Source organism: Streptomyces sp. AC550_RSS872 (assembly GCF_019049285.1).
GTDB lineage: Bacteria > Actinomycetota > Actinomycetes > Streptomycetales > Streptomycetaceae > Streptomyces.
In genome coordinates, this window is record NZ_JAGMUL010000120.1 from 197,157 (window position 1) to 219,853 (window position 22,697).

The window sequence follows — 22,697 nt, forward strand, 5'->3', positions numbered from 1 at the left end:
CAGAGTGCAACACTCGCCGTATGGCCTCGACACTGGCGCAGGAGCAGCAGCACCCGGGTTACGCAACGCACGACGTCACCAACCAGCCCCCTCCGCCGGCCCCCTACGACGCGTCCGAGGACACGGCCCTGCTCGAAGGGCTGCGCCGAGAGGGCGCAGCGTGGGCCGAGGAGGACATCCGGCGGCTCGGCCGGCGGGCCGGGAGTGCCGAGGCGCAGGAGTGGGGCGAGCAGGCCAACCGCCACGAGCCCGAGCTGCGCACGCACGACCGGTACGGCCATCGCGTCGACGAGGTCGAGTTCCACCCGAGCTGGCACCACCTGATGCGGGTCGCCGTCGCCGAGGGGCTGGCGGGGGCGCCGTGGGCGGACGAGCGGCCTGGAGCGCATGTCGCCCGGACGGCTGGCGGGCTGGTGTGGGGGCACACCGAGGCCGGACACGGCTGCCCGACGTCGATGACGTACGCCGCGGTCCCCGTGCTGCGCCGGCAGCCCGAGCTCGCGAAGGTGTACGAACCCCTGCTGACCGGCCGGGAGTACGACCCGGAGCTGCGGGTGCCGACCGAGAAGCGGGGTCTGCTCGCGGGTATGGGGATGACCGAGAAGCAGGGCGGCTCCGACGTCCGTACGAACACCACCACGGCGACCCCGACCGCCGAGCCCGGCGTGTACACGCTGCGGGGGCACAAGTGGTTCACGTCGGCGCCGATGTGCGACGTCTTCCTGGTGCTGGCCCAGGCCCCCGGCGGCCTGTCCTGCTTCCTCGTGCCGCGCGTCCTGCCCGACGGCAGCCGCAACACGTTCCGCATCCAGCGGCTGAAGGACAAGCTGGGCAACCGTTCCAACGCGTCCTGCGAGCCCGAGTTCGACGGGACCGTGGCCTGGCTGGTGGGGCCCGAGGGACGGGGCGTGAAGACGATCATCGAGATGGTCAACTGCACCCGGCTGGACTGTGTGATGTCGTCGGCGACGCTGATGCGCAAGACGCTCGTCGAGGCGGGGCACCATGTGCGCCACCGCAGCGCGTTCGGCGCCCGGCTGCTCGACCAGCCCCTGATGCGCAACGTCCTGGCCGACCTGGCGCTGGAGTCCGAGGCGGCGACGACGCTCACGCTGCGGCTGGCCGGGGCGGCGGACCGTGCGGTGCGCGGCACCGACGCGGACGGGGCCGAGACGGCGTTCCGGCGCATCGCCACCGCCGTCGGCAAGTACTGGGTCACCAAGAGGGGGCCCGCTTTCACCGCGGAGGCCCTGGAGTGCCTCGGCGGCAACGGCTACGTCGAGGAGTCGGGCATGCCCCGCCACTACCGTGAGGCTCCGCTGCTGTCCATCTGGGAGGGCTCGGGGAACGTCAACGCCCTCGACGTTCTGCGGGCGTTGAGCAGGGAGCCGGGTACGGCGGATGCTCTCTTCGCCGAACTCGCCCTGGCGCAGGGGGCGGACGCCCGCCTTGACACGGCCGTCATCCGCCTGAAGGGCCTGCTCGCAACCGGTTCCGAGTCCGCCGCCCGCCGCCTGGTCGAGCTGATGGCCCTGACCCTCCAGGCCTCCCTCCTGGTCCGACACGCCCCCGCGGCGATGGCCGACGCCTTCTGCGCGAGCCGACTGGGCGGCGACTGGGGGCACGCGTTCGGGACCCTGCCGGACGGGGCCGACCTGGACGGGATTCTGGGGCGGGCGTTGCCGGGTGTCACGGCAGCGCGCTGACGCCCCGGGCACCCGCCGCCCACCCCCACCCCCGGTCACCCCGTCGTCCGCCCACCCCACAACGGCCCGAACCGTGCCCACTCGTAGCCCCACTGGTCGATGCGTCGGCTCTCCAGGCGGTTGCGGAGGGCGCGGCCGGCAACGAAGGGGACGCATGCGGCGCAGACGCCCGCGAGGCCGCCGACCAGGGTGGCACGGGTGTGGGCCTCGGAGGGGCTGACGGGCTGGGTCACCAGGCGGCCCTGCGGGTCCGTCCAGACCGTGACCGGGGTGCCGACGCCGCTGCCGGGGCGGACGCGCGCCTGGCCGGTGTGCGGGGAACCGTCGCGCGCACTCCAGCGGACCTTCGCCCACACCTGCTCGCTGCTCGGGGTGCGGGCGCGCGAGTCGGTCGTGCCGGGAGCCCGCTCGGTGAGCAGGGCCACCACGGGCCGCCACTCGACGCGCTCGCGGGCCATGCCCTGCTCCACGGTGCGGGCGGTCGTCAGACCGGCGAGCACTCCGGCGAGGACGGTGACCGCCCAGGCGGCGAGCAGCACCCAGGCCTCCACCGAGTCGGCCCGGCGTTTGAGCGGATTGCGCCGCCACCGCCACAGCCACACCTTCGGACCACGGAACGCCATCGAAGGCTTCCTCCTCATGAGCGCACGAACGAGCCGGACCCACCGCCCTCCCATACGGCAGACGGCACACGGATGCTCACGGCACCGGCCGGGATCGGCCGTGGTACCGGTCACGCACCCTCGCGGGCGTCTGCGCGACGGCGACGCGCAGCCGGCGGCCGGGAGCTGCCCTCGCCGCTCTGACCTGCGATGCAGGCCGTTCCAGGGGTGACTGTCAGTGGCGAGGTGCAGACTGGCCGGTACCTGAGACAAAGACGTCGCGGAGGTGACCGGCATGACCGAGGTACTGCTCGCCGTGGGGACCCGCAAGGGCCTGTTCATCGGGCGGAGGCGAGGTGACACCTGGGAGTTCGACGAGAGCCCCTACTTCAACGCCCAGGCCGTGTACTCGGTCGCCATCGACACCCGGGGCAAGCGTCCTCGGCTGTTGGCCGGTGGCGACAGCGCGCACTGGGGCCCGTCCGTGTTCCACTCCGATGACCTGGGCCGCACCTGGACCGAACCGGCCCAGCCGGCCGTGAAGTTCCCGAAGGACACGGAGGCTTCCCTGGAGCGGGTGTGGCAGTTGCACCCGGCGGCCGCGGAGCCGGACGTGGTGTACGCGGGCACGGAACCGGCCGCGCTGTACCGTTCCGAGGACCGCGGAGAGACGTTCGAGCTGGTCCGCCCGCTGTGGGAGCACCCGACCCGGTCGAAGTGGGTGCCGGGCGGCGGCGGTGAGGGCCTGCACACCGTGATCACCGACAAGCGCGACCCCCGGGCCGTGACGGTCGCCGTCTCCACCGCCGGTGTGTTCAGGACGGCCGACGGCGGTGCGAGCTGGACGCCGTCCAACTCCGGTGTCTCCGCGGTGTTCCTGCCGGATCCGAACCCCGAGTTCGGCCAGTGCGTGCACAAGATCGCCCAGGACGCGACGACGGCGGACCGCCTCTATCTCCAGAACCACTGGGGCGTGTACCGCAGCGACGACGCGGGCGCGCACTGGACGGACATCGGCGAGGGCCTGCCGTCCACGTTCGGCTTCGCGGCGGTGGCACATCCCCACCGCGGCGAGACGGCGTACGTGTTCCCGATCAACGCGGACTCGGACCGCGTCCCGGCCGACCACCGCTGTCGCGTCTTCCGTACGGCGGACGCGGGCAAGAGCTGGGAGCCGCTGTCGGCGGGGCTGCCGCAGGAGGACCACTACGGCACGGTGCTGCGCGACGCGATGTGCACGGACGACGCGGACCCGGCAGGCGTGTACTTCGGCAACCGCAACGGCGAGGTGTTCGCGTCGGCCGACGAAGGCGACAGCTGGCGGCAACTGGCCTCGCACCTGCCGGACGTGCTGTGTGTCAGGGCCGCGGTGGTCGGATGAGGCATCGGGCTTCCCGGGACGCGTTGCCGAGCGTGTAGCCGGTCGGCAACGCGTCCGCGGGGGTCTTCAGAGGGCGGCGGCCAGGGCCGGGACCGAGGCCGGGACCGAGGCCGGGACCGGGACCGAGGCCGGGGATCGAGGCCGGGGATCGAGGCCGGGACCGGGACCGAGGCCGGGACCGAGGCCGGGACAGGGACCGAGGCCGGGACCGAGGCCGAGGCCGGGATCGAGGCCGGGACCGAGGCCGGGATCGAGGCCGGGATCGGGGCCGGGATCGGGGCCGGGGATCGGAGGTTCCTGCGGTTGCCGCGGCTCACGTGCCGAGTTACGACGTGACTACTGCGTTCGGACGTGACCGCAGCAAGCCCCGGGAGGATCACATGGCAGTGGAGATCGAACCTCTGGTGAAGCCCTCAAGGTTCCGGAGTCGCGCGGGTCTGCCGGGCGAGTGCATGGCGGAGTTCCTGGGGACGTTCGTCCTCATCGCCTTCGGCACCGGCGTCGTGGCGATGGCGGTGGCGGCGCTGCCCGGCTCCGGACGCACCGAGGGGCCCACCACGTTCTTCCTCGGCGCCGGGGACTGGCTGCTGATCACCTGGGGCTGGGCCATGGCCGTGATCCTCGGCATCTACGTGGCCGGCGGCGTCAGCGGAGCACACATCAACCCGGCCGTGACGCTGGCCTTCGCCGTACGCCGTAAGTTCCCGTGGGCCAAGGTCGCCCCCTACTGGGCGTCACAGGTGCTCGGCGCCCTGGCCGGGGCGGCGCTGGTCTACGGGGTGTACCACGACGCCATCAACACCTTCGACGACGCCATGGAGGGTCCCAAGACGGGCGGACACACCCTGGCCTCGTTCTCGATCTTCGCCACCTTCCCGGCACCGTACTTCCACGGCGGGATCTGGGGGCCGCTGATCGACCAGGTCGTCGGCACCGCCTTCCTGGTCATGCTGGTGGTGGCGATCATCGACCTGCGCAACACGGCCGTGAAGGCGAACCTGGGTCCGCTGGTGATCGGCTTCGTGGTGGCGGCGATCGGCATGTCCTTCGGGGCGAACGCGGGGTACGCCATCAACCCGGCCCGCGATTTCGGTCCGCGTCTGTTCACCTGGATGGCGGGATGGCAGGACCTGGCGTTTCCGGGCAGCTTGTCCGGGGCGTTCAGCGGCTACTGGTGGATTCCGATCGTCGGGCCGCTCGTGGGCGGTGTGATCGGGGTGCTGGTGTACGACCTGTTCATCGGCGACGTGCTCCACGCCCGCGCGCAGCAGGGCGAGCTGGAGCCGGAGCCCGGCCGGACCCGCCCCACCACCTCGGACGAGGAGTAGCCGGGGCGGGGGCCCGCCCCTGCGGCTGGGTGGCCAAGGCGACCGCCGTCCGCGGCGCCGGGGTCACCTTCACCGGGGTCACCTTCATCCCCGCCGTCTTCGGCCGCCCGCGCCTGGTCGCGGCCCGCGCGCCCGGGTGGCAGCCGGTGGTGCAGTACCCGGTGGCCGAGCCGAGCCCGGCGGAGCCGGTGTCGCTGGAGACGGTCACCCTGCGGCTTGAGGCACTCGCCCATCCAGTACTCCTGTGCCTGCTGCGCGCCTTGGCCCGTGGCCCCGCACACCACCGGTGACCTGGCCCACGCCTGGGAACTGTCGCCACCGGAGGTCTCCCGTTACCTCGCGGTCCTGCGCCGCACGGTCCTGCTCACGACCCGACGGCACGGCCGCTACGTCCGCAACACTCTCGACGTGCCCGATCCGACCGCGCCGGGCACCGGCCTGCTGACGGCCGTGCTGCGCTGAGCCGCGGCTCTATGGCAGCCGCCACTCCACGGGCTGTCCACCCTGCCTGATCAGCAGGTCGTTGGCCCGGCTGAACGGGCGTGAGCCGAAGAAGCCCCGGTCCGCCGACATCGGGGACGGATGCGCGGACTCGATCGTCGGAAGGTCTCCCAGCAAAGGCCGCAGATTGCGGGCGTCACGCCCCCACAGGATGGACACCAACGGCTTGCCGCGGCCGGCGAGCGCACGAATGGCCTGCTCGGTGACCTCTTCCCAGCCCTTGCCGCGGTGCGCCGCGGGTTTACGCGGGGCCGTCGTCAGCGCCCTGTTGAGCAGCAGCACGCCCTGCTGGGTCCACGGTGTCAGGTCACCGTTCGACGGCCTGGGCAGTCCGAGGTCGGTGTGCATCTCCCGGAAGATGTTCTCCAGGCTTCCCGGCAGCGAACGCACCTCGGGCGAGACCGCGAAGCTCAGCCCGATGGCCATTCCGGGTGTCGGGTAGGGGTCCTGACCCACGATCAGGACACGGACGTCGTCGAAGGGCTGCTGGAAGGCCCGCAGCACATTCGCCCCGGCCGGAAGATAGGTCCGGCCCGCCGCTATCTCGGCGCGGAGGAAGTCCCCCATGGCCGCGATGCGTCCGGCCACAGGTTCAAGGGCCTTCGCCCAACCGGCTTCAACAAGTTCATGCAAGGGTCGTGGTGCCACGGCGCGTCACTCTACTGGTACGTGCCACGCCCCCGCACAAGCGCAGAGAAGTCCCCGCCCACGCCGGTGCTCCCGGCGTTACTCTTCCTGCTCGTCGAGATCTTCGAGCCGGTCGAGCGGATCACGCGGCAGCCGGTGACCGGGAAGAAGGGGAACCCCATGCCCGACGACCACGGCTTCCTCGCCGTCGACTCCGGAGGGTCCGGGATGCGGGTCGTCGTCGGCACCGTCGACCGCGGTGCTCTGGCCCGCCGCGAGTCCCGTGAGCCCGTGCGCACCGGGGACCGGGGTATCGATCCCGGCCACTTGATGGAACAACTGGCGCCCATGGTGCGGGCGTTGACGGCCGCGACCGGGGTCGCCCGGCTGAGCGCTGCCGCGGTCGGCGCCGCAGGGATGGCCAGCCTGGGTGATGCCCTGCGTGCCGAACTGCCGGGCGCGCTGGAGCGGGAGTTCGGCATCGGGCACGTCGCTCTCGCCGCCGACGCCGTCACCGCCTATGTCGGCGCCCTCGGCGCCCGGCCCGGCGCCGTGGTCGCCGCCGGTACGGGGCTGATCGCGATCGGCACCGACCTGACGTGCTGGCGCCGTGCGGACGGCTGGGGGCATCTGCTGGGCGACTGCGGCGGCGGCACCTGGATCGGTCGGGCCGGACTGGAGGCGGCGCTGCGTGTGCACGACGGGCGGCCGGGCGGGTCGGCCGGGCTGCTGGCCCGCGCCGAAGAGCTGTTCGGCCCGATCAAGGGGCTGCCCGGGAAGCTGTATCCGCGCCCGGACCGCCCCGCCGTCCTCGCCTCGTTCGCCCCGCACGTGGCCGCCTGCGCCGACGGCGACCCGGTGGCCGCGGACATCCTGCGGGCCGCCGCGCGGCACATGGCCGACTCCGCGGCCGCCGTGTGCCCCGCGACCGGGGAGCCCCAAGTCGCGGTCACGGGTGGCCTGCTGAACATGGGCGACCCTCTTGTCGTACCTTTGGAAGAGGAGTTGTCGAAACGGTTGCCGCACGCACGGCAGGTGCCGGCCGCCGGGGATCCGTTGCAGGGGTCGGTGTGGATCGCGGCCGATCTGGCGGCGGGCGGGCTCACGCTGCCGAGCGACGAGGCGATGCTCAGCGTGGTGAGGGGAAACGGGGACTGATCCACCTACGCCGCCCGGTACCGCACTGCACGTAACTCAATCAGACAAAAGCGGACGGATACCGCTCACCTGCACCCTCCCCGAACAGGGGAGCCCAGGAAGCCAGTAACATGCGTCGCCATGAGCTCCCCCACTGGGCCCGCGTCCGGCCTGCCAGTACGAATGCCGCGACCTCGTCAGCCCGGGCGGCACCGCCGACCCGAGCCCCTGGCGGCTCCCGAGGGCGCGCCCGCGCTCGTCCTCGCGGTGCCGGGCGCGCCGAGCGCTGCCACCCGTGGCCTCGCCGAGGAGGTCGTGAGCATCGCCCGCTCCGAGCTCCCCGGTCTCGACGCCCGGATCGGGTACGTCGACGGCGATGACGTGGAGTTCCCCACGCTCCAGTCGGTGCTCGTGCACGCCGCCGACGAGCGCACCGCCCGCTATGAGCAGGCGCTCGCGGCCGGTGTGGAGGTCAAGGAGCCCGAGGGCCCCGTCGCCGTCGTGGTGCCGCTGCTCGCCGGCCCGGACAACGCGCTGCTGCGTGTCATCCGCCAGGCCGTGATGGACAGCCGTGTCGCGGCCGAACTGACCGATGTGCTCGGCCCGCACCCGCTGCTCGCCGAGGCGCTGCACGTGCGTCTGTCGGAGGCCGGTCTGGCCCGTGCCGACCGCGCCCGGCTGTTCACCGTGGCCACGGCCGCGGACGGCATCGTCCTCGCCTCTGTGGGCGGCGAGGAGGCCGTGCAGGCGGCCGGGATCACCGGCATGCTGCTCGCCGCGCGCCTGGCCGTGCCGGTGATGGCGGCGGCCCTGGACCAGGACGGCTCGATCTCGGCCGTGGCCGACCAGCTGCGGTCCTCGGGCTCGCAGCAGCTGGCGCTGGCGCCGTACCTGATAGGGCCGGAGATCGACCCGAGCCTGGTCGCGGAGGCCGCCCGGGAGGCGGGCTGCTCCGCCGCCGAGCCGCTCGGCCCGTACCCGGCGATCGGCAAGCTCGCCCTGTCGAAGTACACGACGGCGCTGGGCATCGCCCCGCAGCAGTCGCAGGGCACGCCGGTCCGCTGAGCCGCGCCCCGCACCTCACAGCCGTAACGCCGAAGGGCCCCTCCTCAGCCGCGAGCCGGGAGCGGGCCCTTCGGCGTCGCGGTCAGGTTCCGTCGGCTTCCGGGCCGATGACCACGCAGGACGCGGCGGGCATGTCGATCGAGCCCTCGTAGCGCGGGAGTCCCGTGTCGGGGTCCAGGGCGAACCAGGACACGTCGCCGGAGCGCTCGTTCGCGACGTACAGGAGGCCGCCCGCCTCGGTGAGCGCGCGCGGCCAGTGACCGGCGCAGGTCACCGTGCCGATCAGCCGCAGTTCCTCGCCCTCGACGGCGAACGTCGACAGCACGTCCTCGCCGCGTGTCGCGGTCCACACAAAGCGGCCGTCGGGCGAGGCGACGATCCCGGACGGATAGGCGTCGCCGGCCGGCGCGCCCGCCAGGACCGACACCTCCGCCAGCGGCTTCAGCGTGCCGTCGTCGGCGTCCCAGTGGCAGACGGTGACGGTGGGGGTGAGTTCGTTGACGACGTACGCGTACGGACGGCGGGGGTGGAAGGCCAGGTGGCGGGGCCCCGAGCCCGGACGCAGCGCGATCTCCCGGTGGACGGCGAGGGTGCCGTCGGTCAGCGTGCACACCCGCACGGAGTCGGTGCCGAGGTCGACGCTGACCGCCCAGCGGCCGCTCGGGTCGGGCTGCACCTGGTGGGCGTGCGGGCCCTGCTGACGTGGCGTGTGCGGGCCCGAGCCGCTGTGCTGGAGGACGGATGACGGGGCGCCGGCCAGGGTGCCGTCCGCGCGGACGGGTACGGCGGTGACGCTTCCGGAGCCGTAGTTGGCGGCCAGGACATGGCCGGCGAACAGGCTCAGGTGCGTGGGTCCGCTGCCGCCCACCGGCACCGGCGATCCGACGAGCTCCGGCCTGCCCTCGGTCACGCGGTACGCGGCCACCGCGCCCTCGGCCGTCTCACTGACCGCGTAGAGCGTGTCGCCGCCGGGCGACAGGGCCAGATACGCGGGGTCGGGCACGTCGGCCGCCCTGCCCAGCACGGTCAGCGCGCCACTGCCCGCGGCCACGGACGCCGCCACGATCCCGGGGCCGCCGGCCGCCGTGAACGACCCGAGGTAGGCCCGCCCTGCCCGCCTGCCACCGTCTGCCACCGCTGTCCCCTTTCGGTCGGGTGCCGTTCGAGGTGACGGTAGCAGCGGATCATGATCGGTCTAGACCAAGAGGGGCTGAGTCATCGGGCACGGAGTCACGCCCGGCACGCGCGGGTCCCCTGCTGCCCGCGGGCGGGGCGCCGCCCCACCCCTCTCGCGACCGCGGTGGCGGACGGGCGTGGCGGGCGTGGCGGGCGTGGCGGGCGTGGCGGGCGTGGCGGGCGTGGCGGGCTGCCGGGGATCGGCGGCGCGGAGGCTTTGCTACGTCGCCTCATCCGCCGCCGGCTCCCGCACGGCCGGCCAGCAGCCTCAGGCCCCGACAAGCGGCGACCCCGACGGCGCGCGCAAGGGCTGGGCCAGTTCCGCCAGAGCCCGCTCCAAGCCGTGGAGGTGAGCCAGCGCGGGGTCGGACTCCGTGGGGCGGGCGGCAGGGACGGTGATGGCCGTGCCGTCGGTGAGGGCCTCGACCGCTGCCTCGACGCGCCAGCATGCGGCGGCCAGGCGGGCGTCGTGGGAGGCCACGGGGTCGGCGGCGACGGTGACCAGGCCGCGGATCTCGCGGGCGCAGTCGTCGAGGAGGGCGAGGACGTGGCGGGCCCGGCGTTTGCGGGCCGGTATCGGGTGCAGGGGGTGCACGAGCGGGGCGACGGCGAGCCGTACGCGGCCGAGCAGCTGTTCCAGTTCGGCCACCCGGGCGGCGGGATCGGCGCTCTCGTCGCCGGCGAGGCGTGCGGCGGCCTCGGCAGTGGCCCTGTGGACGCAGCGCAGGGCGCGCTGGATCCAGGCGTCGGTGACGGTGTGGGTGGTGACGGGCAGGACGAACAGGACGGCCAGCACCGCGCCGAGCGCGCCGACGCCGGTCTCGGCAAGTCGTAGCGCCAGCAGGGCGGGGTCGAGGACGCCCAGCAGGCCGTAGAGGAGCTCGGCGAGCACCGTGACCGAGAGCATCATCCAGGTATAGGAGACGGCGGCCGTGTAGAAGATGCCGAAGACGCAGACGGCGAGGAGCGCGGCCGTGGGGACCGGCGCGCCGTCCAGCGGGACGGCGACGAGCAGGCCGAGGCCGATGCCGATGACCGTGCCGAGCACCCGGCGGAAGCCGCGGACCAGGGTCTCGCCGCGCGAGGTGGTGTTGACGAAGATCCACCAGGTGGCGCCGACGGCCCAGTACCAGCGCTGTCCGGACACCAGCTGGCCCACGACGAGGGCGAAGCCGGCGCCGGCGGTGGCCTGGATCGCCTGGCGTGTGGTCACGCGGGCCAGTCCGCTGCCGCCCGGCGGTGCGGGTACGGGTGCCGGGGGCAGGCGGCGCTCGTAGCACCAGAGGCCGAAGCGGACCGTGGACGCGGTGAGCAGGGAGAGCAGTACCGCGGCGTAGAGCTCGGGGAGCTGTCCCGGGGTGGCGTGCAGGAACTGCGCCACGAAGAAGGTCATGAACGCGAACACACCGAGGCTGTGACCGCGTGGCCCCCAGCGGCGCGCGTACACACCCGCGCCGACGACGGCGAGGAAGGTGAGGTCGCGGGCGACCGGGTGGTCGTGCAGCTCGGCCGCCGCCGCGAGGACGGGGAGCCCGACGAGCGGCAGCAGCACGGTGGTGACCGCCTGTCCGCGCACGGTGGCGTCGGTGACGGTGAACAGGGCGAGCAGCGCGGCGAGCCCACCGGTGACGGCACCGACGAGGGAGTGTCCGGCCAGTGCGCACACGACGACCGCGAGCCCGATGCCGAGGACGGCCCGCACGGCGGAGCGCAGTCGCGCCCGCCCCGGGTCCGGCGCCAGGAACACCCTTTTCAGCACTGCTTTCCACCCCTCCGCGTCGGCATGAAAAAGGCGCCGCGGGATCCGCAGCGCCATCGACGGGTTCATTGCAGCATCAAGGGGCAGGCTGGCTCAAGTGTCTCGTAGAATGCTGAGCCATTGGCACAGACATAACGGGCCCCACACGTCCACCGACGAGCCAACGGACCATGACCATGACGGACGGGGCCGGCGAACGGAGACCCCGGACGGTATGGCCGTGGACGAGCTCGACACCCGCATCCTGCGGCTGCTGCTGGAGCAGCCGCGCACCAGCGTCCGCGAGTACGCCCGCATCCTCGGCGTCGCGCGGGGCACGCTCCAGGCGCGGCTCGACCGGCTGGAGCGGGACGGTGTGATCACCGGGACGGGCCCGGCGCTCTCGGCCGCCGCCCTCGGCCACCCGGTGCTGGCGTTCGTGCACATCGAGGTCACCCAGGGCCACCTCGACGACGTGGGCGACGAGCTGGCCGCCGTACCGGAGATCGTCGAAGCGTTCTCGATCACGGGCGGCGGGGACCTGCTGACCCGGGTGGTGGCCCGCGACAACGCCCACCTGGAGGATGTGATCCAGAAGCTGATCAGCCTGCCCGGCGTGGTCCGCACCCGCACCGAGGTGGCCCTGCGCGAGCGTGTGCCGCACCGGCTGCTGCCCCTGGTGGAGTCCGTCGGGCGGGCGGCAGTCCGGAAATGACCTTTGACATCCTGGGGCCATGAGCGGTCTCGCCAACACTTCGGTCATCTTCGATCTCGACGGAACCCTCGTGGACAGCGAGCCCAACTACTACGAAGCGGGCCGACAGCTCCTCACCGAGCACGGGATCACCGACTTCACCTGGGCGGACCACGAGCGGTACGTCGGCATCAGCACCCTGGAGACGGTCACCCTCTGGAAGCGGGAGTACGGCCTTCGGGCCTCCGTCGACGAACTGCTCGCCGACAAGAACCGCCGCTATCTGGACCTCGCCCGCACCGCCACGCGCGTGTACCCCGAGATGCGCGAGTTGGTCGAGTTGCTGGCGACCGAGGGCGTCGTGATGGCCGTGGCCTCGGGTTCGTCCCGGGAGGCCATCACGGCGATCCTGTCCGGCACGGGCCTGGACATCCACCTCCGTACCGTCGTCTCGGCCGACGAGGTCGAGCGCGGCAAGCCCGCTCCCGACGTCTTCCTGGAGGCGGCCCGCCGCCTGGGTGCCGCACCCGGCGACTGCGTGGTCCTGGAGGACGCGGCCCCCGGCGCCGCCGCGGCGCACGCGGCCGGCATGCGGTGCATCGCGATCCCGTACGTGACCGGCCAGGCGGACGCGCCGGAGTTCACGACGGCGGGACTGCTCCTGCGAGGCGGGCAGGGAGAGTTCACCGCGCAGACCGCGTACGACTGGCTGCGCGGGGCGAAGTAGCGCCCGGCTTTCCGTCGTCTACGAGCGGCGGCGGGGCTTGCCTCGCTTGGCGCCCTTGGCGCCCCTCGTGCCCTTGGTCCCGCCCGAGCCACCGGAGCCGCCACGTTGGCTCCGGCCGGTTCCGGCTTGCTTCCCCGAGCCGCGGCCGCCTTCGGAGGGCTTGCGCCTGGGCTGCTGCTGGGCGGCCGGGGCCTGGGACGTCGTACGACCCCGGGTGCTGTTGAGCGTGCGGCCGCGGACCACGCCGATGAAGTCCTCGACCAGGTCGGTGGTCGCGTCCTCCGGCCAGGACAGGGCGACGCTCGACTGGAGGGCGTCCACGAGCGGCCGGTAAGTGAGGTCCTTGCGGTGGTGGAGACGGGCCAGCGACTGGGGTACGACGAGCAGGCCGACGTTGGCCGCGACGAGTTCGACGGCGTCCGCGGTGGTGGCGGGGCGCTCGAAGGCGGGCTGCCCCGGTGGCCGCTCCCAGCCGAGGACGTCGTCGAGGGGGTGGAAGACGACCTCGTCGGCCAGGTCCTCGGCGCTCACCTCGTCGACCGCCGCGATGACGTGGTCCTTGGGGACGACGACGACCGTGGCCTCGGTGTAGAGGGGGATCGCGCTGAGGACCGTACGGTCGACCGGCAGTCGTACGAGACCGGCGTCGGCGGCGCCGTCACGGAGCACGTCCGGCGCCTCGGCGGCGGTCACCGAATGGAGGGTGAGGGGGACGTCCGGGAAGCGCTCGTTCCAGATCCGCACCCACTTCGAGGGGGTCACTCCCGGGACGTACGCGAGCCTGAACGAGGGGGGTGCTTCCGAGCCTGTCACCTGGCCAGGTTACCGGCCGTGGTCGGCGGCGGTTCACTCAGTCGATACCCTGGGCACCATGACGTCGCACCAAAGCACCCAGACCATGAAGCCCGCGACCGCGGCGAAGAAGCTGGGTGTGTACCTCGAAGCCACCCCCGCCGAGTTCCGGGAGGGCGTGGTCACGCGCGCGGAGCTGAACGCGCTCCAGGCCGACCCGCCGCAGTGGCTGCGCGACCTGCGACGCGACGGCCCGCACCCCCGTCCGGTCGTCGCCCAGAAGCTGGGCGTCTCCATCGCCGGGCTGGCCCGCGGCGGTGTCACCGAGCCCCTCACCACCGAGCAGATCGAGGCCCTGAAGCAGGAGCAGCCCGAGTGGCTCCAGAAGGAGCGCACGACCCAGGCCGAGGTCCGCAAGGAGGCGGCCCGGCTCAAGCAGCGCGACGCGGACCGCACGGCAGAGGGCTCCTGACCTGCCCGTCGCTGTCGCGGGCGGGGCGCGGAAATCCGAATGCGCCCGATCGCCCCGCTCTGCGACCATCCCTGAATGGTCCACCGCCTCGAGCCCCTGGTCATCCGGCACACTCACCGCCTCCCCTCCCCCACGGGACCCGTCGGCGAAGGCGCCGTCGCGGCACGGCAGTTCGACGCCGCGCTCATGTCGGTGGGCTTCAAGCTCTCGGCGGAGCTGCTGGCACGGCTGTCGGGGCTGTCCGAGGGCACGGTGCTCGACACCGCCGTACGGACGCTGGACACCGTGCGCGAGATGGCCGGCGACCATGTGCGGCACAACGTGTACTTCATCGACTTCCCGGCCAATGTGCCGGACACGTACGACTTCTGGACGAGCTGCATAGCCGGGGCGCTCGCCGACGACACGACCCGCGCGAGCACACTGGAGCAGCTGAGCGACGGTGTGGTGAACCTGCTCACCCTGCCGTCGTACGGCCGCTACCAGCACACGTACACGGAGATGCTCGCCCGCCACGACGAGCTGATCGCCGCGGCGGGCGACCGGATGACCGTGCTGCACCTCGGTGGCGACGCGGAGGCCGAAGTCACCGCGCTGTACCTGGCGTTGGCGGGCAGCGGCACGCCGCTGGGCGAGGAGGGTCTGCGGGATCTCGAGGTGCTCGCCGAGATGTGCGTGGACGGGCCGCAGCCCGAGGAGATCCCGGTGCGGGAGAGCCGTGCCGTGATCAACCGGGCTCGGCTGCGGGCCGGTTCTCAGCCGCTGCTGGACACGGTGACCGATGTGCTGCGGCTGGCCTGCGCTCTCTCCGGCGGTGACGTGACGCTGGTGGAGGCGACGCGGTTCCGGGGGCTGTCCCGGCCGGTGCGCCGGGCTCTGCTGGCAGGGCTCGACGCGGTGGTCGCGGCGGTCCCGGCCAAGCTCGCGGACGTCCACGCCCACCGTGAGGGCTTCAAGCGGCTGGGCGAGCGGCTGCACCCGCACGAGTATCCGCAGTGGCCGCACGCAGCCGAGGTGTTCGCGGTCGCCCGGGGTGAGAAGCGGGCCCGTTCCTTCGACAGCCAGGTCGAGGAGCTGCTCGGCACGCACGATGTCATCGGCGCGGTGACCCTGCTCAAGTCGGCGCCGGGCAAGCTGTTCCGCGCGCTGGACCGGCTGCTGCGGACGGCGTCCACACCAAAGGAGCGGGACGCGGTCGTGGCCGCCGCCGTGGAAGTCGCCCCGCGGGTCGCCGGGCGGGTCGTGCTGTCGGTGCGTGAGCACCTGCACAACCGGGCGGAGAAATCCTGCGCGCGCCGGGTGTTCATCAACCGCCTCGGCCGGGCCTGGGTCACCGGGGACGCCCGTCCGCCCGTACCGCAGGGTGAGCGGGAGCGCCTGATCGCCGCACTCGACGCGGAGCTGCGGCGCCGGCTCCCGGCCCCTGGGCATCTGCTGGTCGACCCGGACGTCCTCGACGTCGCGCTGCCGCTCAGTGGCAGGACGACCGCGGCCGGGCTCGGGGTACTGCCGCGCGGCTCGGTGTCGCCGGTCGACGGCGAGCTGCTGCGGTTCTTCGTGTACTGGAAACAGAGGAACTGGACCACGGACTACGACCTGTCGGCGCTGATGCTGGACGCCGACTACCGGACCCTCTTCTGGCTGTCGTACACCAACCTCAGCGAGCTGGAGGGGGAGCACTCCGGCGACGTCACGGAAGCGCCGGACGGGGCCTCGGAGTTCATCAACCTGCGGCTGGACGCGGTCCGGGGCACCTTCATCGTGCCGCAGGTCAACCTCTACTCCGGGGAGGGCTTCGAGGAGGTCGAGGAGTCGTTCTTCGGGTTCATGCTGCGCGACGGCGAGCAGCGGGGGCTGCCGTTCGAGCCGCGTACCGTGCGGATGAAGTCGGAGCTGCGCGGTCCCGGCCGGGTGGCACTGCCGCTGGCGTTCCAGCGCGGGAAGGACGGGCGCTGGCGTGCCAAGTGGCTGCACCTCTACCTCAAGGGCCACCCGTCGACCAACCGGGTCGAGGGCAACCGGGTGTCGGTGGCGACGCTGCTGCGTGGCATCGTGGAGCGGGAGCAGCTGACGGTGCGTTACCTGACGGAGCTGATGGACGCGACGGCGACGACCCTCTGGGACGGCGAGAAGGTCCCGGACGGTCCGGTCACGTTCATCGGTCTCCAGCGGCCCGAGGGGCTGCACCCGGACTCTCGGATCGTGACCCCCGAAAACATGCGCGACCTGATCCCGGAGTGACTGATAGCGTGAGCCGTGGCGAGGCCATGAAGGGGGCTTCCTTCTCATGTACCGCGAGAGCGGCTTTCCTGAAACTAGTCCCCTCGCTCTCCTCGCCACCCAACTCTTCTCGACGGCTCAGCTGTCGTAGTCGACCGTCAGTGTCTCCGAGACCGGGTACGACTGGCAGGTCAGCACGTAGCCCGCGGCGACCTCGGACGGTTCCAGGGCGAAGTTGCGGCGCATGTCCGCCTTGCCCTCGGTGACCAGGGCCCGGCAGGTGCCGCAGACGCCGCCCTTGCAGGCGAACGGCAGGTCGGGGCGGGTCCGCTGGGCTCCGTCGAGGACGGTCCGCTCCCTCGGCAGCGCGGCGACGGTGGAGCGGCCGTCCAGGGTGATGGTGACCTGGCTGACGGGTCCCTGCGGGCCGGCCTCCTCGTGGTGCACCTCCCGTACGGGCTCGTCGTCGGCGAAGAACAGCTCCTGGTGCACCCGCTCCACCGGAACCCCGAGCCGCTCCAGTACCCCCTGCGCGTCCCGGACCATGCCGTGCGGACCGCACAGCCACCAGTGGTCGGCGGTCGTCACGTCGACCAGGGCGTCGATGAGCGTCGCGAGACGGCCGGCGTCGATACGGCCGGAGAGCACCTCGGCCTCGCGGGGTTCACGGGAGAGCACGTGCGCGAGCTGGAACCGGGTCGGGTAGAGGTCCTTCAGGTCCGCGAGCTCGTCGGCGAACATCACGGTGTCGCTGCGGCGGTTGCCGTAGAAGAGGGTGACCGTCGAACGGGCGTCGGCGGCCAGGACGGACTCGGCGATGGACATCATCGGCGTGATGCCGGAGCCCGCCGCGATCAGCACATGGTGGGCTGCGGCGCTGAGGTCGGGGGTGAAGGCACCGGTCGGAGCCATCACCTCGACGGTGTCGCCGGGGCGTACGTCGTTGACGAGCCACGACGAGAACAGGCCGCCCGGCACGACCCGCACACCGATCCGCGGGCTCGACCCGACCGGCGAACAGATCGAGTAGGAACGCCGCTCGTCCCGCCCGTCGATCTCCCGCCGCAACGTCAACGACTGACCGGGCTCGAACGCGAACTCCTCGGCCAGCTCCACCGGAATGTCGAACCCGACGGCGACCGCGTCCGCGCACAGGGGCTGCACGGCGGCGACGCGCAGGAGGTGGAAGGCCGGACGGCGGCGGGCGCGCGGGCGTACCGACGCAGCCGTCTGTGCTTCCTTCAGGCCTTCCATTCAGATCTCCTTGACGTACTCGAACGGCTCGCGGCAGGCGCGGCAGCGCCACAGGGACTTGCAGGACGTGGCGGCGAAGCGGGAGGTCTCCTCGGTGTTCGCCGAGCCGCAGCGCGGGCAGGTGACCGTGTGCCGGGTGGGGGACAGTACGAGCGGGACGGGGCCGCCGGGCGGGGCGGCGGGGCCGGGTGGGGCGATGCCGTGCTCGGTGAGTTTGCGGCGGCCCGCCGGGGTGATCCAGTCGCTGGTCCACGGCGGGTCGAGGACCGTGCGGATCTCCACGCGCGCGTACCCCGCGTCACGCAGCCGGGCCGCGACGTCCGCCCGCATCTCGGCCATCGCGGGGCAGCCCGAGTACGTCGGGGTCAGGCTCGCGACCACCGTGCCGTCCTCGGTCAGTTCGACGTCGCGCAGGACGCCGAGGTCGGCCAGGCTGAGCATGGGCAGCTCGGGGTCCGGCACCTGCTCGGCGATGTGCCGGGCGCGCCGGGCGTCGCGGAGGGTCGTCACCATGTCGCCTCCGGGTGGGCCCGGGCCACGCCCTGCAACTCGGCCAGCAGCGGGGCGAGATGCTCGGTGTGCTCGCCGTCGCGGCCGGATCCGGGCAGCGGGCGGTACACCGGCATGGGCAGACCGGCGGCCCGGGTGACCTGGCGCAGGACGGCGACGACGTCGTCGCGTACGTCGAAGGCGGTGAACAACTCGCCCAGGTAGGGCGCCACTTGCTCCAGGGCCTTGCGGGTCCGGCGGTGGGACTCCTCCGTGCCGTCTCCCAGCCGTACCGTCCACTCCGCCGCGTACTGCCGGTGGTAGGCCAGCTCCTTGACGCCCTTCGCGGCGATCGCGGCGAGCACGGGGTCCGGGTGGGACGCCAGTCGCTCGAAGTGGGCGAGGCGCCAGCTGGAGAGGACCAGGAGCCGTACGATCGAGAACGCGAAGTCTCCGCCCGGTACTTCGGACAGGCGTACGTTGCGGAAGTCGCCGGCGTCGCGGAAGTAGGCGTAGGCGTCCTCGTCGCGGCCGGTGCCGTCGGCCTGGCCGGCCCGGGAGTAGAGCAGGCGGGCCTGGCCGAGGAGGTCGAGGCCGATGTTGGCCAGCGCCACCTCCTCCTCCAGCTCGGGCGCGCGGGTGATCCACTCGGCGAGGCGCTGGGCCGAGACCAGGGCGTCGTCGGCCAACGCGACGCAGACGGCGGCCAGTTCACCGGCGTCGACGCCCTCGGGCACGGTGGTGTCCACGCCGTGCAGCGGGTCCTCGAAGCCGGTGCCGTAGGCCCAGCGGGCGTCGTCCTCGTGTCCCTCGGCGAGGGTCATGTAGACGTGGTCGTCACTCATTCCCTCTCCTTCAGATGTGCGGGACGTCGTCGGGGATGTCGTAGAACGTCGGGTGGCGGTAGACCTTGTCGGCGCTCGGCGCGAAGAACGGGTCCTTCTCGTCGCGTGTGGAGGCGGCGATGTGCTCGGAGCGCACGACCCAGATGCTGACGCCCTCGTTGCGGCGCGTGTACAGGTCGCGCGCGTGGGTGAGCGCCATCCGGTCGTCGGCGGCGTGCAGCGACCCCACGTGGACGTGGTTGAGCCCGCGCTTGCCGCGCACGAACACCTCGTACAGCGGCCAGTCCTGCTTCCCGGACGATTTCTCGGAGGTCATGCCACCGCTCCCTTCTCCGCGCGGGCGGCCTGCTTGGCCGCGTGGGCGGTGGCCGCCTCCCGTACCCACGCGCCCTCCTCGTGGGCGCTTCTGCGCCGCCGCATCCGCTGGTCGTTGCACGGCCCGTCGCCCTTGATGACCCGCATCAGCTCGTCCCAGTCGGGGGTGCCGAAGTCGTGGTGACCGCGCTCGGCGTTCCAGCGCAGTTCGGGGTCGGGCAGGGTGACGCCCAGCTTCTCGGCCTGCGGGACGGTCATGTCGACGAAGCGCTGACGCAGCTCGTCGTTGCTGTGCCGCTTGATCTTCCAGGCCATCGACTGCGCGGAGTTGGGCGAGGAGTCGTCGGGCGGGCCGAACATCATCAGGGACGGCCACCACCAGCGGTTCACCGCGTCCTGCACCATCTCGCGCTGGGCCTCGGTGCCGCGCATCATCGTCATCAGCAGCTCGTAGCCCTGCCGCTGGTGGAAGGACTCCTCCTTGCAGATCCGCACCATCGCGCGCGCGTACGGCCCGTAGGAGCTGCGGCACAGCGGCACCTGGTTGCAGATCGCCGCGCCGTCCACGAACCAGCCGATCACTCCGACGTCGGCGAAGCTCACGGTCGGGTAGTTGAAGATCGAAGAGTACTTCTGACGGCCCTCGATGAGCCGGTTCGTCAGCTCCGCTCTGTCGGTGCCCAGGGTCTCCGCCGCCGAGTACAGATACAGCCCGTGTCCGGCCTCGTCCTGCACCTTCGCGAAGAGGATCGCCTTGCGTCGCAGGGAGGGCGCCTTGGTGATCCACTCCCCCTCCGGCTGCATGCCGATGATCTCCGAGTGGGCGTGCTGCGCGATCTGGCGGATCAGCGTCCTGCGGTAGCCGTCGGGCATCCAGTCCCGCGGCTCGATCCGCTGGTCGCGCGCGATCGTCGCGTCGAAGTGCTCCTGGAGTCCCCCCAGCGGGGGCGCCTCGGCGGCGTGTGATGTCGTCATCGATACCAGCTTCCCCAACCGACCATTCGTTCGGTACCAGTGTGACTGGTTTCCTCTGACGGAGCAAGACCTTGCGCCCCCACGAAGAACGGCCCAGGGCACCCCCATGGGGTACCTGGGCCGTTCGGCTCGCCCGAGCCCTCACCCTCACACGTCGGGCACCTTCAGCTTGTCCCAGCTGACCTTGCCGGGTATGCCGTCCGCGTCCTTGCCCTTGAAACCGAGCTTCTGCTGCCAGGCGGCGTAGGAGCGGCGGTCGGCCTCGGTCCACTCCGGGGTCGGGCCCTCCTCGTAGCGGCCGCACCCCTCGGCGACCAGGCGGCGGCCCATGGCCGTGATGATCGGCGACTTCCGGCCGGTGTGGAAGAAGCCGCTGCCGGGGAACGGCACGTACTTCGGCTTGGGCACGGGCTTCGGGTCGGGGGTGGTGTCACCGCCTCCACCGCCGCCCTTCAGCCGCTGCGCTATGCGCTTTCGCATCCCGTCCATCGTGAAGCCGCGCGGGTCCGTCTTGCCCGGCTGCCACTCCTTGTGGCCGATGACCGAGCGCTCGCTCCAGCCATGGTGCCGGCAGATCGCGGCAGAGACCTTCTCGATGGCCTCCTTCTGCGCCTCGGGCCAGGGGTCCTTGCCGTCGCCGAGGTTGATGCACTCGAAGCCGTAGAAGCGGGCGTTGCCGTCGGTGTCGGCCTCGTTGTCGTGCGGGAGCTTCGACTCGTTGATCACGGCGCGCAGGACGTCGCTGTCGCCGAGTCCGGCGTGGTTGGCGCGGCCGTTGCCGACGAGGTGGATCTCGCCCTTCTTGTCGATGACGCCGTGGCACAGCGGGCCGGGCAGGCCGGAGTAGCCGTTGTAGCAGATGTTCACCGAGGCCTCGGTGCCCTTGGTGACGGTGTGGTGGATCATCACGCCGTTCACCGGGCCCCAGGCGCCCTTGCTGTTGCGGTTGTGGGTGCGCCAGCTGCGCACCTCGTGGACCGTGAGACCTTCCGCGCGGAGGATCTCCACCATCTTGGACGCGCTCAGGGGCTTGGCCATCACTCGTCTCCTTCCGCCGCCGCCTCCGCATCCGCGGTGGTCTGCGACCTCCCGCCGGACGGGTCCTCCGCCAGTTGCTCCTCGCGGCGCGCCTGCTCCTCCGCCGCGAGCGTCGCCTCGTCGGCGGCCGGGATGCTGCTGGCCAGCGGGTTGAAGGCGAGGCGCAGATCGACCGTGCCGCCCTCGCCCTTGACCAGGGCCAGCGGCGCGAAGCCGCGGACGATGCCGGAGGGGGCCTGGAGCAGCGGGCGGCGCGCTGCGTCCGTGGGCCACTCGACGCGGCCGGTGGCGGTGCGGGCGGGAATGATCCAGTGGTCCCCGGTGCGGTACGTGGCGCCCTTGGCGAAGTACACCTCGACGCCGTCCTCCAGCGGCAGCCACTCCCCCTCCGCGACCGGCACGGCGCCGCCCTTCAGGGCGGTCGTACGCCCCTTGCGCTTCGGTCCGCCGTGGTGGTCCCAGCGGCGCAGGAAGGGGTTGAGGTGGGGCAGCCGGCCGACTGACTGGTCGGGCTCGGCGCTGAGGCGGACGCGGCGGCCCGGCAGGTCCAGTTCCTCGACCCGGAGCAGCGGCAGGGGTTCGAGGCGGGAGGCGTACGCGGTGTCGGTGAGCTCCACGTGGTCGCCGACGTCCAGGTCCAGCTTGTCGTCGTGGCCGAGGGCGGCCAACTGCACCCAGGTGCCGTCGAGTTCGTCGACCGGGAAGACGACGGAGCCGTTCTCGCGGGACCACTTGAACGTGGCGTCCTTCGCCTCGCCGCCCGCGTGCACCTCGACGCGGTAGAGCTGGTTCTCGGGGCCTCGGTAGCGGGCGTCGGGCTTGACCAGGCAGGGGTCCTCGTGGGCGTGGTCGGGTCGCTCGCTGCGGGCGGCCAGGCGCGCGGTGGGGGTGGCCTGCTTCCGCGCCCACTTGTCGAACGCGGCGCGGACGACCTCCTTGGACGGGTCGGTCTCCTCGATGTCCAGCGCGGCCAGTGACAGCGGCAGCACCTGCCAGACGACCTTCACGCGGGCGGCCGTGTCGGGCATCGCCGCGCCGAGGGCGACCTCGCGCAGGGCCGGGTCCTCGGCGGCGGAGACGGCGCGCTCCCAGACGTTCAGGTAGACCACGAACGGCGACGTCGCGGGCGAGGGCAGCCGGTCGCCCGGCCTCTCCGGGTCGCGGAATCCGTCGGGCTGGTCCCAGTAGGTCCAGTACGCGGGCGGGGCGGCGGCGTCCTGCTCCTGCTCGGCGGTGTCGTCGTCCGGGACGGGCACGCCGGGCGCCGGGCGGGTCGCGTCGAGAAGGATGCCGTCGACGTAGTAGCGGCCGCCGCGGATGTGCAGCGTGTCGATGTCGTGCTTGCCGCCCACGTAGTCGATCTTGAACCCGGCGGCGTCGCGCGGCCCGCCGTGCCGGCCGATCAGGTCGGCGGCGAGGGTGCGGGCCTGGTGGAGCTGGATCGCGGTCTGCTCGTTGATGTCGGCGTCGAGCTGAACACGCCCCTGCTGGGCGACGACCGCCGAGTAGTGCCGTTCCGGGCGGAACGTGAGGCGGGAGAGGTCAGCGTGCATGAAGGGGGTCCCCCTGGTTCAGGAAAGTGCGGGTAGGGCATACGGCGGCGGCGCGCATGTCA

At 72.4% G+C, this 22,697-nt stretch carries 21 protein-coding genes and 1 pseudogene; 10 read left to right on the forward strand and 12 right to left on the reverse strand.

Annotated elements, in window-relative coordinates; all coding sequences use genetic code 11:
• Positions 1-20: 20 nt before the first annotated feature.
• Positions 21-1,706 (forward strand): acyl-CoA dehydrogenase family protein, encoded by a 1,686-nt coding sequence (locus KUM44_RS33865; protein WP_217213585.1) that lies wholly within the window; start codon positions 21-23, stop codon positions 1,704-1,706.
• 35 nt (positions 1,707-1,741) lie between these two features.
• Here KUM44_RS33865 and KUM44_RS33870 read toward each other — a convergent pair whose 3' ends face one another.
• Positions 1,742-2,329: a hypothetical protein gene (locus KUM44_RS33870; protein WP_217213586.1), complete on the reverse strand. Its 588-nt coding sequence runs from the start codon at positions 2,327-2,329 to the stop codon at positions 1,742-1,744.
• A gap of 274 nt (positions 2,330-2,603) precedes the next feature.
• On the opposite strand from KUM44_RS33870, the gene KUM44_RS33875 reads away from it, so the two are divergent.
• The 3 genes and pseudogenes from KUM44_RS33875 to KUM44_RS33885 form a co-directional block, all read left to right on the forward strand.
• Positions 2,604-3,689: an exo-alpha-sialidase gene (locus tag KUM44_RS33875; protein WP_217213587.1), complete on the forward strand. Its 1,086-nt coding sequence runs from the start codon at positions 2,604-2,606 to the stop codon at positions 3,687-3,689.
• A gap of 380 nt (positions 3,690-4,069) precedes the next feature.
• Complete coding sequence (locus KUM44_RS33880; protein WP_217213588.1) at positions 4,070-5,017, forward strand: MIP/aquaporin family protein; 948 nt, start codon at positions 4,070-4,072, stop codon at positions 5,015-5,017.
• Positions 5,018-5,088: 71 nt separating this feature from the next.
• Positions 5,089-5,479: pseudogene (locus KUM44_RS33885) on the forward strand (DUF5937 family protein); the annotation flags it as partial.
• 9 nt (positions 5,480-5,488) lie between these two features.
• On the opposite strand, the gene KUM44_RS33890 reads toward KUM44_RS33885, so the two are convergent.
• A complete protein-coding gene (locus KUM44_RS33890) occupies positions 5,489-6,166 on the reverse strand; it encodes a uracil-DNA glycosylase (RefSeq protein ID WP_217213589.1) in 678 nt (225 codons plus the stop codon).
• Positions 6,167-6,325: 159 nt separating this feature from the next.
• Here KUM44_RS33890 and KUM44_RS33895 point away from each other — a divergent pair, with 159 nt between their 5' ends.
• Both KUM44_RS33895 and KUM44_RS33900 read left to right on the forward strand, forming a co-directional pair.
• Positions 6,326-7,303, forward strand: coding sequence for an N-acetylglucosamine kinase (locus tag KUM44_RS33895; protein WP_217213656.1), 978 nt, complete (start codon positions 6,326-6,328; stop codon positions 7,301-7,303).
• 120 nt (positions 7,304-7,423) lie between these two features.
• Positions 7,424-8,347, forward strand: a complete 924-nt coding sequence (locus KUM44_RS33900) for a sirohydrochlorin chelatase (RefSeq protein ID WP_217213590.1) — start codon at positions 7,424-7,426, stop codon at positions 8,345-8,347.
• Between the two features lie 82 nt (positions 8,348-8,429).
• On the opposite strand, the gene KUM44_RS33905 is transcribed toward KUM44_RS33900, so the two are convergent.
• Complete coding sequence (locus KUM44_RS33905; protein ID WP_217213591.1) at positions 8,430-9,482, reverse strand: lactonase family protein; 1,053 nt, start codon at positions 9,480-9,482, stop codon at positions 8,430-8,432.
• A 309-nt stretch (positions 9,483-9,791) separates the two neighbouring features.
• Positions 9,792-11,282, reverse strand: a complete 1,491-nt coding sequence (locus tag KUM44_RS33910; protein WP_217213592.1) for an FUSC family protein — start codon at positions 11,280-11,282, stop codon at positions 9,792-9,794.
• Between the two features lie 214 nt (positions 11,283-11,496).
• Between KUM44_RS33910 and KUM44_RS33915 the strand changes: the two genes are divergently transcribed.
• Together KUM44_RS33915 and KUM44_RS33920 are read left to right on the forward strand one after the other, a co-directional pair.
• Positions 11,497-11,976, forward strand: coding sequence for an Lrp/AsnC family transcriptional regulator (locus tag KUM44_RS33915; RefSeq protein ID WP_217213593.1), 480 nt, complete (start codon positions 11,497-11,499; stop codon positions 11,974-11,976).
• Between the two features lie 19 nt (positions 11,977-11,995).
• On the forward strand, positions 11,996-12,682 hold the full coding sequence (locus KUM44_RS33920; protein ID WP_217213594.1) for an HAD family phosphatase: 687 nt from the start codon (positions 11,996-11,998) through the stop codon (positions 12,680-12,682).
• Positions 12,683-12,700: 18 nt separating this feature from the next.
• On the opposite strand, the gene KUM44_RS33925 is transcribed toward KUM44_RS33920, so the two are convergent.
• A complete protein-coding gene (locus KUM44_RS33925; RefSeq protein WP_217213595.1) occupies positions 12,701-13,495 on the reverse strand; it encodes a LysR family substrate-binding domain-containing protein in 795 nt (264 codons plus the stop codon).
• Positions 13,496-13,553: 58 nt separating this feature from the next.
• Between KUM44_RS33925 and KUM44_RS33930 the strand changes: the two genes are divergently transcribed.
• Both KUM44_RS33930 and KUM44_RS33935 read left to right on the forward strand, forming a co-directional pair.
• Positions 13,554-13,946 (forward strand): DUF5997 family protein, encoded by a 393-nt coding sequence (locus KUM44_RS33930; RefSeq protein ID WP_217213596.1) that lies wholly within the window; start codon positions 13,554-13,556, stop codon positions 13,944-13,946.
• A 75-nt stretch (positions 13,947-14,021) separates the two neighbouring features.
• Complete coding sequence (locus KUM44_RS33935; protein ID WP_217213597.1) at positions 14,022-16,187, forward strand: TerD family protein; 2,166 nt, start codon at positions 14,022-14,024, stop codon at positions 16,185-16,187.
• 117 nt (positions 16,188-16,304) lie between these two features.
• Here KUM44_RS33935 and paaE read toward each other — a convergent pair whose 3' ends face one another.
• From paaE to KUM44_RS33970, 7 genes are all read right to left on the reverse strand, one after another.
• A complete protein-coding gene (gene paaE, locus KUM44_RS33940) occupies positions 16,305-17,420 on the reverse strand; it encodes a 1,2-phenylacetyl-CoA epoxidase subunit PaaE (RefSeq protein WP_217213598.1) in 1,116 nt (371 codons plus the stop codon).
• Positions 17,421-17,933: a 1,2-phenylacetyl-CoA epoxidase subunit PaaD gene (gene paaD, locus KUM44_RS33945; protein ID WP_217213599.1), complete on the reverse strand. Its 513-nt coding sequence runs from the start codon at positions 17,931-17,933 to the stop codon at positions 17,421-17,423.
• A complete protein-coding gene (paaC, locus tag KUM44_RS33950) occupies positions 17,927-18,754 on the reverse strand; it encodes a 1,2-phenylacetyl-CoA epoxidase subunit PaaC (RefSeq protein ID WP_217213600.1) in 828 nt (275 codons plus the stop codon). The genes paaD and paaC overlap by 7 nt, the downstream gene beginning before the upstream one ends.
• A gap of 10 nt (positions 18,755-18,764) precedes the next feature.
• On the reverse strand, positions 18,765-19,070 hold the full coding sequence (gene paaB / locus KUM44_RS33955; RefSeq protein WP_217213601.1) for a 1,2-phenylacetyl-CoA epoxidase subunit PaaB: 306 nt from the start codon (positions 19,068-19,070) through the stop codon (positions 18,765-18,767).
• Complete coding sequence (gene paaA / locus KUM44_RS33960) at positions 19,067-20,044, reverse strand: 1,2-phenylacetyl-CoA epoxidase subunit PaaA (RefSeq protein WP_217213602.1); 978 nt, start codon at positions 20,042-20,044, stop codon at positions 19,067-19,069. Before paaA ends, paaB begins: the two co-directional genes overlap by 4 nt.
• Positions 20,045-20,191: 147 nt before the next feature.
• Positions 20,192-21,082: a peptidoglycan-binding protein gene (locus KUM44_RS33965; RefSeq protein ID WP_217213603.1), complete on the reverse strand. Its 891-nt coding sequence runs from the start codon at positions 21,080-21,082 to the stop codon at positions 20,192-20,194.
• On the reverse strand, positions 21,082-22,635 hold the full coding sequence (locus tag KUM44_RS33970) for a DUF6519 domain-containing protein (RefSeq protein ID WP_217213604.1): 1,554 nt from the start codon (positions 22,633-22,635) through the stop codon (positions 21,082-21,084). Before KUM44_RS33970 ends, KUM44_RS33965 begins: the two co-directional genes overlap by 1 nt.
• Positions 22,636-22,697: the final 62 nt, after the last annotated feature.